Source organism: Streptomyces niphimycinicus (assembly GCF_018883605.1).
Classification (GTDB): domain Bacteria; phylum Actinomycetota; class Actinomycetes; order Streptomycetales; family Streptomycetaceae; genus Streptomyces; species Streptomyces niphimycinicus.
Genome location: NZ_JAHLEM010000081.1, coordinates 22,264 through 34,045, shown reverse-complemented (window position 1 = coordinate 34,045; position 11,782 = coordinate 22,264). Strand labels below are relative to the sequence as shown.

Below are 11,782 nucleotides of genomic sequence, written 5' to 3'. Positions count from 1 at the left end.
CGCGGGGCGCCGCGGCGCCCCGCGCCGCCCGCCCTCAGCCCCGGTACGTCTCCAGGAGCCGCAGCCAGACCTCGCTGATCGTCGGGAACGACGGCACCGCATGCCACAGCCGCTCGATGGGGACCTCGCCCGCGATGGCGATCGTCGCCGAGTGGAGCAGTTCGCTGACCCCGGGCCCGACGAAGGTGATGCCGATCGGATGGCCCCGGTCCAGGTCGACGACCATACGGGCCTGGCCGCGGTAGCCGTCCGCGTACAGCACCGCGCCCTCGACCTGGCCCATGTCGACGTCGACAACGCGGATGCTGCGGCCCTCGGCCTCGGCCTGTTCCGCGGTCAGCCCGACCGCGGCGACCTCCGGGTCGGTGAAGACGACCTGCGGTACGGCCGCCTCGTCCGCGGTGGTCGCGTACTCGCCCCAGCGGCCGGTGTCCAGCCGCTCGACGCCCCGCGCGCGTGCCCCGATGGCCGCGCCCGCGATCCGAGCCTGGTATTTGCCCTGGTGGGTGAGGAGCGCCTGGCGGTTGACGTCGCCCACCCCGTACAGCCAGCCGCCCGGTACGTCCCGCACCCGGCAGCTCTCGTCGACCGTCAGCCAGCCGCCCGGTTCGAGGCCGACCGTCTCCAGGCCCAGGGCATCGGTGTGCGGGGTGCGCCCGGTGGCGAACAGCACCTCGTCCGCCTCGAGCTGTTCCCCGCTCTCCAGGGTCACCGTGACCGGTCCGTCCGTCCCGCCCGGCCGGGCGAGGCCCTTCACCGCCGTCCCGGTGCGGACCTCGGCCCCGGTCTCCCGCAGCGTCTCGGTCACCAGCTCGCCCGCGAACGGCTCGATCCGCTCCAGCAGCCCGGAGCCGCGCACCAGCATGGTGACGCGCGAGCCGAGACCGTTCCAGGCCGTGGCCATCTCGCAGGCCACCACACCGCCGCCCACGATGATCAGCCGCTCCGGCACCGAGGAGGAGCTGGTGGCCTCCCGGCTGGTCCAGGGGTGGACGTCGGCGATCCCGGGCAGGTCGGGCAGCGAGGCCCGGGTTCCGGTGCAGACGGCCACGGCGTGCCGGGCGGTGAGGATCCGCTCGTCGCCGCCGGATCCGTCCGGCGGTGTCACCGCGACCCGCTTCGGCCCGACCAGCCGCCCATGGCCGCGCACCAGGTCGATTCCGGCCGACTCCAGCCAGGGGAGCGCACCGTCGTCCTTCCAGTCGCCGACCTGCTTGTCGCGGTGGGCGAAGACATCGGCCGCCGCCAGCGCCCCGCCGACCGCCTGCCGCAGCCCCGGCACCTGGCGCGCCTCGGACCGCGCGAGCACCGGTCGCAGCAGCGCCTTACTGGGGACGCAGGCCCAGTACGAACACTCACCGCCGACCAGCTCACGCTCCACGATCGCCGTGGAGAGTCCGGCCGCGCGGGTCCGGTCGGCCACGTTCTCGCCGACCGGGCCCGCGCCCAGCACGATGACGTCGTACTCGTCCCTGGCCTGGTTCATCGCAACTCGCTCTCTCGTTCCGTATCACCGTCTCAGGGTCATCGTGGCGTCGAGTTACCGCGCACAGCCACCCGAATCGGTGTTTCGGTCGTGTGCTCCTGGTGCGAGTGGTGCGGGTCCCGCGGCTCATGCGCACCGGTCGCGGGCACCCGGCAGTGCGGGCGACAGTGATCGCATGACCGTTTTCACGGGACCCGAGGCCGACTACCTCGGATCGCAGCGGATCGGCCGGCTGGCCACCGTGGACGCGGACGGCCAGCCGCAGGCGAACCCGGTGGCGTTCTTCCTCAACGAGGACGGCACGCTCGACATCGGCGGCTTCGCCATGGGCAGGACGAAGAAGTGGCGCAACGCCGGGACGCATCCGAAGGTGGCGCTGGTCGTCGACAGCCTGGTGAGCGAGCAGCCGTGGATGGTGTGCGGGGTGGAGATCCGCGGGGAGGCGGAGCGGCGTATCGGGCCGCATGACCTCGGCGCCCAGTTGAGCGACGAGGTCATCCGGATCCATCCACGGTGGGTGTATAGCTGGGGCCTGGAGGACGTGCCCGGGGCCACGAGCCGGGCCGTGGGCTGACCCCACGGACCGCTACGGCTTGCGCATCGGTCCGCGCTTGCGCTCCATCATGTGGCGGCCGAGCGCCTGCCGCTGCTTCCAGTCGCGCCGCATCTCGGCTCGCAGCCGCGCGTCCGTACGGGCCGCGAGCCGCTCGTTCTCCCGCAGCAGTTTGCGGTAGCTCTCCAGCCGCCGCTCCGGCAGTGACCCGTCCTCGATCGCGGCGAGCACCGCGCACCCGGGCTCGACCTGGTGTGCGCAGTCGGGGAAGCGGCACCGCTCGGCCAGCTCCTCGATCTCGGCGAACGCCTGTGCGACGCCGCCCTCGGCGTCCCACATCCCCACCCCGCGCAGCCCCGGGGTGTCGATCAGCACCCCGCCCGAGGGCAGCGGCAGCAGATCGCGGGTGGTCGTGGTGTGCCGCCCCTTGCCGTCGCTGTCCCGGATGGCGCGTACGTCCTGGACGGCCGCGCCCACCAGGGCGTTCGCCAGTGTGGACTTGCCCGCGCCGGACTGGCCGAGCAGCACCGAGGTGCCGGGGGCGAGCAGGGCGGTCAGCTCCGCCAGCCCCTCCCCCGTGGCGGAGCTGACCGGCAGCACCCGCACACCGGGCGCCGCCATCTCGGTGTCGGACACCAGATGGGCCAGGGTGTCCGGATCGGGCACCAGATCGGCCTTGGTGAGGACGAGCAGCGGCTGGGCGCCGCTCTCCCAGGCCAGCGCGGTGAACCGCTCCACCCGGCCCAGGTCGAGCTCGGCGGCGAGGGAGACGGCGATGACGGCGTGGTCGGCGTTGGCCGCCAGCACCTGGCCGTCCGAGCGCTTCGACGAGGTGGACCGCACGAGGGCGGTACGGCGCGGCAGCAGCGTCCGGACGTAACGCGGATCGCCCTCGGCGTCCACGGCGGCCCAGTCGCCGGTGCACACGATCCGCATCGGATCGCGCGGTGTCACCAGCTCGGTGTCCGCCCGTACGGTGCCCAGGGGCGTGACGAGATCGCACTGGCCACGGTCCACGCGGAGCACCCGCCCGGGCATCAGGTCCTGTGCGGCGTACGGGGCGAACGCGTCCGCCCAGCCGTCGTCCCAGCCATAGGCGGTGAGAGCGTGCGAAGACGTGGAGTCGGAAGAAGTGTTGAACACGGAGGAAACCCTTCGAAGAGCGGCCTCCGAAGAGGTGTCAGCCGGAGGCCGCAGGGGTGGGAACGAGGAACTCCTGAACGCGAGCGGCGCTCGCCACCGTGACCGTCATCAATGTCCTCACCTCCTGCTTCTTCTCGACGAACCGACACCGTTCCCCCTCGGGTACGGATGAGCAGCACCATAGCCTCACCCCAGGCCGCGGCACCACTGATTAAATCCGGGCCCCGACGACCGTGCCGCCCGTCCTCACCACAGGCACCACCCCCACCTACAGGGCTCCCACGAGCCGGATCTCGACGGCATCCCGCGATGTACCCGGCCTGCCGGGTCCGACGCGACCGCCGCCGATCTCGGCCGAACGGGGTGACATCTCAAGTCGACTGTTTTCGGCAGCCGTTCGCGGTCGCCTCCCAGCGGGTGGAAGCCGAAGGTCTTCTTCCAGGTCGCCGTGGCCCCCTGCTTTTCGACGCGGAGGTGATGACGGTGGCGTCCATGCCGAGAACGATCCAGCGGTGCAGGTGCTTGCCCGCGACGGCCGGCCCACGGGAAACCACCTGGCCGCAGGGCGAGTCGGTCCCACACATGCCGACGGCTCCGGGCGCGGACTCGTACGATCCTCGCGAGTATCACGTCGTCGAGGGCTTCCAGCGTGCGGCGCATGGTCGAGTCCGAGGCGCCCGGCCCGAACAGGCCCCGACGCTGTGCGGCATCACTGCGGCCAGTGCCGCGGTCAGCCCGGTGCGGTCCGCCGGCTTCCGCAGCAGCACCGCCCACACCACGGACCTCGCCCGCCTCATGGAACCGTCTCGACATCCCTGAGAGGGGATAGCAACTGCCGAGTGCCAGAACATACAGATCGACGCGCTCCGAGCTGAAATGTAATAGGTCACTTGCATGGATTGGGCGCAAATCGGTGATCAACATGTCCGTTGCGTGCAAGTAAAAGTCGATTCTCCTCGAGATACGGACGCCGTCGCCGAAGTGTAATGAGCGCTACATCTAGCCAATCTATTGCCGCTTCTGTAAATTTCAGGGCCTTGCAGTCGACGGCGGCAGTCCCGTCGGCAGAGATCCCCCGAGAGGTTCGACCGTGATGAACGCTGGTCTCATGCGCCGGGCCGTGGCCGCCACCGTGGCGGCCACCGCTCTTGCGACACTCTCCGCCTGCGGAGCCGCCACGGACCCCGCCCCGTCGACGAACGCGAAGGACGCCGTCGCAGGCCCCCACATCGCCGAGGACGCGAAGCTCCATGACGCGTTGCCCGCCGCGATCAAGGCCTCGGGCACCGTGCGCGTAGCCGCGGACGTGCCGTACCCGCCGTTCGCCATGTTCGTGACCGAGGGCAGCAGCGAGCTGACCGGTCTGGACTACGACCTCGGTCAGGCGCTCGGCGCGAAGCTGGGCGTGAAGGTCGTCTTCACTCCGCAGCGGTTCAACGGAATCCTGCCCGCGCTGCAAGCAGGCAAGTTCGACGCCGCCATGTCGGCGATCACGGACAGCAGGGAGCGGCAGAAGGTGGTCGACTTCGTCGACTACTCCCGGTCCGGCTCCGGGATCATGGTCGCCGACGGCAATCCCGCCCGGATCGCCACGCTCGAGGACCTGTGCGGCAAGAAGGTCGGCGTACAGGCCGCCACCAACCAGCTCAGGCTCCTCAACGCGCAGCAGGCCGCGTGCACCGCCAAGGGCAGGCGGCACATCGAGATCCAGACCTTCCCCAAGGACTCCGACGCCCAACTCGCCCTGCGCTCGGGCAATGTCGTCGCCGACGTGATCACCAAGCCGGTCGCCGGCTGGACGGCGAAGACCGCGGACGGCGGCAAGGCCTTCGACCTGGTCGAGGACGCCAAGGCGCCCGGCGGCTACCATGCCTCGCCCAACGGCATCGCCGTGAGCAAGAAGTCACCCCAGTTGACGGCAGCGATCCAGAAGGCCCTGCAAGCCCTGATCGACGAGGGCGCCCTCACCAAGATCTGCGACAAGTACGGTGTCGCCTCCATCGCGGTGAAAGAAGCCACCAAGAACGCGGCGGTGGACTAGACATGACCACCACGACCGCCTGCACCGGTACGCCCCCCAAGGACCACGCCGCTCCCGAAGACCTCGCCGTCGTCCCCGTACGCCACTACGGCCGGTGGATCGCGGCCGTCGTCGCCTTCGCCGCCCTGATCGGGCTCGTCGGCTCGCTGGCCAAGAACCACAACCTGCACTGGGACGTCGTCCGCCACTACCTCTTCGCGGGCCTGATCTTCGACGGTCTCGCCACCACGCTGTGGCTGACCGCCGCCGCCATGGCCATCGGCCTGGGGCTCGGCACCCTGATCGCGGTGATGCGACTGTCCACCAGCCCCGTGCTGTACGGGCTCGGCACCCTCTTCGTATGGGTCTTCCGCGGCACCCCGCTGCTCGTTCAGATCATCTTCTGGGGGTACGCGGCCGCCCTCTACAAGTACGTGATGATCGGCATCCCCTTCACGGACATCACCTTCTTCAGGGCCGAGACCAACTCCCTGCTCACCCCGGCGATCGCCGCCCTGCTCGCGCTCGGCCTCAACGAAGCCGCGTACACCTCCGAGATCGTGCGGGCCGGAATCCAGTCGGTGGACACCGGCCAGACCGAGGCCGCGCACTCGCTGGGCATGCGTCCCGCGCTGACCATGCGCCGGGTCGTCCTCCCCCAGGCGATGCGGGTGATCATCCCGCCCTTGGGCAACGAGACCATCAACATGCTGAAGATGACGGCCCTCGTCTCGGTCATCTCCGCGCACGACCTGATGTCGAACATCCAGGACGTGTACGCCCAGAACTACCAGGTCATCCCGATGCTCGTGGTCGCCAGCCTCTGGTACCTGGCACTGGTAACGCTCCTGAGCATCCCGCAGGCCTGGCTGGAGCGCCGCTACGGCCGCGGCGCCTCGCGGGCCGGTCACCTCTCCCCCCTACAGCGGATGCTGGCCGGCTCGGCACGTACATCCACGAAGAAGAGCAAGAACAGCGACAACAGCAAGGAGGCGGACCGATGAGTGCCCCCATGGTGCACGCCCGGGGCGTGCGCAAGCACTACGGGAAGCTGGAGGTCCTCAAAGGCATCGATCTCACCGTCGAACGCGGGCAGGTGTGCTGCCTGCTGGGCCCCTCCGGCTCCGGCAAGTCCACCTTCCTGCGCTGCATCAACCATCTGGAGAAGGTCGACGGCGGCCGGCTCGCCGTCGACGGTCACCTCGTCGGCTACCGCCGGCACGGCAACAGACTCCACGAGCTGCGCGAGCAAGAAGTCGCCCAGCGGCGCCGGGAGATCGGCATGGTCTTCCAGCGGTTCAACCTCTTCCCGCACATGACCGCTCTGGAGAACGTGATGGAAGCCCCCGTCAGGGTCTCCGGCGTCGGCAGGGCCGAGGCCCACAAAACCGCCCAGCGCCTGCTGGACCGGGTCGGACTGGGGGACCGGGCAGCGCACTACCCGGCGCATCTGTCGGGCGGACAGCAGCAGCGGGTCGCGATCGCGCGGGCCCTGGCGATGAAGCCCAAGCTGATGCTCTTCGACGAGCCGACATCCGCGCTCGATCCCGAACTGGTCGGTGATGTGCTCGATGTGATGCGGCAGTTGGCCTCCGACGGGATGACCATGGTCGTCGTCACCCACGAGATCGGCTTCGCGCGCGAGGTCGGTGACACCGCCGTGTTCATGGACGAAGGCGTCGTCGTCGAGGCGGGCGATCCCAAGCGCGTCCTGGTACAACCGGAGCAGGAGCGCACCCGTGCGTTTCTGGCAAAGGTCCTGTGACCGCCCCCGCCCGGCAGCGGCCCAGCGCCGCCGAGTTCCTGCCGCTCGCCCGCACCTGTCAGCCCCAATACCTCAAGGACCTGGCCGAGCTCGTCGCGATCGACTCCGGCTCTTACAGCCCCGACGGCGTCAACCAGGTCGCCGACTGGGTCCAAGGCCGCCTGACCCGAACCGGATTCTCCGTCGAGCGGATCAGGCTCCCCGGCGCGCACGGCCAGCGCTCGGGCGACGTACTGGTGGCGCGCAAGCGAGGGCGCCTCACGGTCGCCGAGGGTGGACGGCGGATCCTGCTCGCCGCCCACATGGACACCGTCTTCGAGGACGGCACGGCCGCCGAACGCCCCTTCTCCATGACGGGTGCCCTGGCCCACGGTCCCGGCGTCAGCGACGACAAGGGCGGCCTGCTCGCCGGACTCACCGCACTCGACATCCTCACGTCGACGGGGTGCGACGCCTACGCCGAACTCGTCTTCCTCGCAACCCCCGACGAGGAGATCGGCTCCCCGGCCAGTCGGCGGGTCACCGAGCAGACCGCCCGGGACGCGCACTACGGCCTGGGCCTGGAATGCGCCCGGGAGAACGGCGATCTGGTGATCGCCCGCAAGGGCATCGCCGGTCTCCGCCTCACCGTCACCGGCCGCGCCGCCCACGCGGGTATCGAGCCCGAGCGCGGCGCCAACGCCGCCCTCGCCGCCGCTCACCTCGTCATCGCCCTGCAAGCTCTCAACGGGCGATGGGACGGCGTCACGATCAACGTCGGTGTCGTACGCGCCGGAACCCGCGGCAACATCGTCTGCCCCCGGGCGGAACTTGACGTCGAGGTACGCGCGGCCACCGCGGACGACATCCGGCGGGTCGAAGAAGCGATCCAGGAGGTGGCGGCCCGGCCCGGCGTACCCGGCACCACGGTGCTGGTCGAGCAGACCGAGCTGTGTCCGCCGATGGAGGACACCCTCGCCGCGCGTCGCATGTTCGCAGCAGCCCGTGCCGCGGGGGAGGTTCTCGGCCTGCACTTCGGGGCCGCATCCACCGGCGGCGTCGGCGACGCCAATCTCATCGCAGGCACGGGCGTGCCCGTCCTCGACGGCCTGGGCCCGGTCGGCGGCGCCGACCACACCCCCGAGGAATGGCTGGACACCGCCACCGTCCCGGAACGGGTCGCCCTGCTCGCCTCGCTGATCACCTCGCTCGGCGATGAGCGAGGCGCCTGACCTGCACCACTCGCACCGGACCGCTCGGGTGGCACGGCTTGCCCTGCCGCCCGCCGGTCCGGAGCCGGTGGCGGTCCGGGACCTGGGCCGGGACTTGATCGGCCTTAAGCTCTGGAGGCGCGCACCACCGCACGACCCGAACGCCCACCACCGCGCGATCTGGATGTGCGTCACCGCGCGAGCCGGAAAGGAAACCTACGCATGGCCCCTCGCACGCTCGCCGACGAGATCCGGCAGAAGCTGGGTGACGCCAGCCCCGCCGAGCGCAAGGTCGCCCGCGTGCTCCTCGCCGGCTATCCGTCCAACGGTTTCGAGACCATCGCGGTCATCGCGGGACGAGCCGGCGTCAGCGCCCCCACCGTGCTGCGTTTCGTCGGCCGCCTCGGCTACAGCGGCTTCCCCGACTTCCAGGCTTCGCTGCGCACGGAACTCGACGAGCGCAACGCGTCCCCGCTGTCCCTGTACGAGTCCACCGGCTACGGCCGGCCCGCTGAGCAGGGCGAGGAGGGCACCCCTTCCGCCGGCGGAGGGCTCCTGGCCCGCGGGAGCGGCATCTTCAGTGCCGCGGTCGCACAGACCATGGCCGAGCTCCCCCCGCACGACCTCGAACACGCCATCCAGCTCCTGTCGGACCGCAAGCGCCGCATCACGCTCGCCGGGGGCCGCTTCACCCATCTGCTGGCCCAGTACCTCGGCCTGCATCTGATGCAGTTGCGCGACGACGTCCGCTTCCTGCCGGACCGCGACGTGGAACGCACGGCGGCCCTCACCCAACTCGCCCGCCGTGATGTCCTCGTTCTCTTCGACTACCGCCGCTACGAGGAAGACAAGGTCGCCCTGGCCCAGCTCGCCCAGGAACACGGGGGCAAGGTCATCGTGTTCACCGACACCTGGCTCTCACCCACCGCCGCCCACGCCGAGGTCGTGCTGCCCAGCCAGGTCGCCGCCCCCTCCCCGTACGACAGCTTCGTGCCGACGCTCGCCGTACTCGAAACCGTTGTCGCAGGGGTCATGACGGCCCTCGGCGAAGTCGGTCACCAGCACATGCGGCAGGGTGAGGACACCGCTCGCCGCATCGGGCTGGTCTGAGGCTTGCCTGAGTCGACCCTGCTCAGTGGCGGACGACCGGGGAACAGCAGTCGGGGCCCATGTGCCGTTCGGCGAGCTCCGGCGGAAACGTCCTCCAGCGGGGCGCTGCGGCGGCACGGCGACTCCGCGGTCACCCATCACCTGGACACCGACCCGGACACCCTGGCCCGGCGCCCGAGCATGATGCGCGGCCTCCTGCGGCTGCCGGTGCGGTTCACCCCGGCCTCCGCCCCGGCGGGGCAGGGCGCGGTCAGCGCACCGGGTGGTCGTCGTCCGCCGCGGTGGTGTCCGCCGCGCCGCCCGAGCCGTCCGCCGCGGATCGTACGTCCGGACGCCTCGGTGCCTGCCGGGGCGTCCGGGGCTCGCCTGCCCCCTTCCCCGGGGGCTCCGAGGGCTGACCGGCGGACTTACCGGTCGGCGCCTCCGAGGACTTCCCCGACGGCTTCCCGGCGGCCTTCTCCGCCGCCTCGCGCTTGCTGTGCAGCCGGGAGCGTATGTCCGCGTGCGGCAGGAACTGGGCCCAGCGCTCGGGGAACTCCGACGGCGGGGTGATCTCCGCCGCGCCGTCGTCCGCCGTGCGCTGTTCCCTCGCCCGCGCCCGGGCGGTCTCCTCCCGGGCGCGGGCGGCGCGCTCCGCACGCCCGGCGGCCGTGGCCACCGAGGGCCACACCCGGTCGATCGCGGCGTTGACCGCCGCCCCGACCAGCACCGCGAAGGCGGACACCCCGATCCACAGCAGCACCGCGACGGGGGCGGCCAGCGAGCCGTAGATCGTCGGGCCCTCGACCGTATGGATCAGATAGATCCGCAGCAGAAAGCTGCCCAGCACCCACATCGCGAGGGCCACCAGCGCCCCGGGGATGTCCTCCCGCCACGGCGAGCGCACCGGCACGGACACGTGGTAGAGCGTGGTCAGGAAGGCGATGGACAGCACCATCACCACCGGCCAGTACAGGATCCGTACCAGGTCCCCGCTGGACGGCAGCAGGCCGACCACCGCCTCCGGACCGATCACCATCAGCGGCAGCGCCACCGCTCCGACCAGGAGCGCCACCAGATAGAGCAGGAAGGACAGCAGCCGGGTCCTGACGATTCCGCGCCGCCCCTCCAGCCCGTACATGATGGTGATGGTGTCCACGAACACGTTCACCGCGCGGGAGCCGGACCACAGGGCGATGGCGAAGCCGAGCGAGATCACATCGGGGCGGCCGCCCTTGATGACATCGTCCAGCAGCGGGCGGGCGATCTCCTTGACACCCCGGTCGGACAGCACGGTCGCGGAGGCGTCGAGGATGTTCTGCCGGATGGTGGCCACCGTGTCGGTGCTGGTCCACGCGTCGAAATAGCCGAGCAGCCCGATCAGGCCGAGCAGCAGCGGCGGCAGCGACAGCAGGGTGAAGAAGGCCGCTTCGGCGGCGAGCCCGGTGACCCGGTACTCCATGCAGGAATCGACGGTGTCCTTCAGCAGCAGCCAGGCCGTCCTGCGCTTGGACACATTGCGGTACAGGGCGCGGGCCTTGCGGAGCCGGCCGGTCGGCTTCGGTGTTTCTTCTGCTGGCTGCACCTTCTCACCGTATCGGGCGTATTCATCGCCGCTCATCCGGTGACCAGGCCGAACCTTTCGGCAAGGGCGTCGGCGGAGGGGATGCCGCGCCGACTCGGCACCACCCTCCGCCCGCCGCGCCCACTGTCCGTACCGGATAGAGCCATGCGCAAAGGTTGCGCCGCGTTGCAGCCGTCCGGACGGCCGGTGGGAGCGTGGCGGCCGCGGGTCAGCAGCCTCCGCAGTTGTAGTAGGTCACGTCCCAGTGGTTGCTCTCGCGCGCGTAGACGTTGCCCGAGCCGGACTTGTACTGCTGGGCGCCGTCACCGGGGCGCGGGCCGATGTTGGTGAAGGTGCGGGTGATGTAGTCGCTGAGGCAGCTCGTGGGGCTGAAGTCCAGCTTGTAGCCGTTCCAGTGGCTGTACGTGCCGGAGGCGTGCCCGGTCTCCGTGCCACCGGTGATGGTCAGCGCGCAGCCGCTGGCCCCCTTCAGGGTGATGGCACCCTGCACACTGGTCAGGTTGATCTGCTCGAACGAGGTGCAGGTGGGGTTGTTGCGGTCCGAGCAGCCCCCGCTGGAGGTCCAGGAGATCCCGGCGCCGCGCAGCCGGTTCGCCGCGTCGGAGTGGCTGAGCTTGGCCGCGGCGACGGCGGAGGAGGCGTCGGAGGCCACGGTGGCGCTGGGGGCGGCCACCGCGCTCTGGGCGGTGAGAACGCCGGTGGTGGCGAGGACCGCGCCGCCGAGCAGGGCGCCGAGTCTGATCCGGGTGCTGGTCACAGCCATGGTCGTCTTCGTCTCCTTCGATTGCGGATCCGTGGGCCGTCCGGGACGGCGGCAGCACGATCCCAGCCCTGCGGGTCGGGCGGGCGACCGACCGGGGAAATCGGGACAGCGGGATCGGAAACCGTCCGCGAGCTGCGAAGACGGCGGGCGCTGGGATGGCCGATGGGATGCCGGGCGGCGCCGGGAGC

At 70.8% G+C, this 11,782-nt stretch carries 10 protein-coding genes; 6 read left to right on the top strand and 4 right to left on the bottom strand.

What is annotated here, in order from left to right:
- Positions 1-34 precede the first annotated feature (34 nt).
- Positions 35-1,486 carry a dihydrolipoyl dehydrogenase family protein gene (locus tag KN815_RS09655; RefSeq protein ID WP_216341342.1) on the bottom strand — a complete coding sequence of 484 codons (1,452 nt, stop codon included), beginning with the start codon at positions 1,484-1,486 and terminating at the stop codon, positions 35-37.
- 175 nt (positions 1,487-1,661) lie between these two features.
- Between KN815_RS09655 and KN815_RS09650 the strand changes: the two genes are divergently transcribed.
- Positions 1,662-2,060 carry a PPOX class F420-dependent oxidoreductase gene (locus KN815_RS09650; RefSeq protein WP_216341341.1) on the top strand — a complete coding sequence of 133 codons (399 nt, stop codon included), beginning with the start codon at positions 1,662-1,664 and terminating at the stop codon, positions 2,058-2,060.
- 12 nt (positions 2,061-2,072) lie between these two features.
- On the opposite strand, the gene rsgA is transcribed toward KN815_RS09650, so the two are convergent.
- A complete protein-coding gene (gene rsgA, locus KN815_RS09645) occupies positions 2,073-3,182 on the bottom strand; it encodes a ribosome small subunit-dependent GTPase A (protein ID WP_216341340.1) in 1,110 nt (369 codons plus the stop codon).
- Between the two features lie 1,093 nt (positions 3,183-4,275).
- Here rsgA and KN815_RS09640 point away from each other — a divergent pair.
- The 5 genes from KN815_RS09640 to KN815_RS09620 all read left to right on the top strand — a co-directional run bounded on the left by KN815_RS09640 (position 4,276) and on the right by KN815_RS09620 (position 9,267).
- Complete coding sequence (locus KN815_RS09640) at positions 4,276-5,223, top strand: ABC transporter substrate-binding protein (protein ID WP_216341339.1); 948 nt, start codon at positions 4,276-4,278, stop codon at positions 5,221-5,223.
- Between the two features lie 2 nt (positions 5,224-5,225).
- A complete protein-coding gene (locus KN815_RS09635; protein WP_216341338.1) occupies positions 5,226-6,206 on the top strand; it encodes an amino acid ABC transporter permease in 981 nt (326 codons plus the stop codon).
- A gap of 8 nt (positions 6,207-6,214) precedes the next feature.
- On the top strand, positions 6,215-6,967 hold the full coding sequence (locus KN815_RS09630; protein WP_216341345.1) for an amino acid ABC transporter ATP-binding protein: 753 nt from the start codon (positions 6,215-6,217) through the stop codon (positions 6,965-6,967).
- Complete coding sequence (locus KN815_RS09625) at positions 6,964-8,178, top strand: M20 family metallopeptidase (protein WP_216341337.1); 1,215 nt, start codon at positions 6,964-6,966, stop codon at positions 8,176-8,178. The genes KN815_RS09630 and KN815_RS09625 overlap by 4 nt, the downstream gene beginning before the upstream one ends.
- Positions 8,179-8,379: 201 nt before the next feature.
- Positions 8,380-9,267 carry a MurR/RpiR family transcriptional regulator gene (locus tag KN815_RS09620; protein WP_216341336.1) on the top strand — a complete coding sequence of 296 codons (888 nt, stop codon included), beginning with the start codon at positions 8,380-8,382 and terminating at the stop codon, positions 9,265-9,267.
- A gap of 250 nt (positions 9,268-9,517) precedes the next feature.
- Here the strand turns inward: KN815_RS09620 and KN815_RS09615 are convergent, their stop codons facing one another.
- Both KN815_RS09615 and KN815_RS09610 read right to left on the bottom strand, forming a co-directional pair.
- The gene (locus tag KN815_RS09615) at positions 9,518-10,831 is read right to left on the bottom strand and encodes a YihY/virulence factor BrkB family protein (RefSeq protein WP_253208861.1); all 1,314 of its coding nucleotides are present in this window, start codon (positions 10,829-10,831) and stop codon (positions 9,518-9,520) included.
- Positions 10,832-11,039: 208 nt separating this feature from the next.
- Positions 11,040-11,594: a hypothetical protein gene (locus tag KN815_RS09610; protein ID WP_216341334.1), complete on the bottom strand. Its 555-nt coding sequence runs from the start codon at positions 11,592-11,594 to the stop codon at positions 11,040-11,042.
- Between the last annotated feature and the right edge of the window lie 188 nt (positions 11,595-11,782).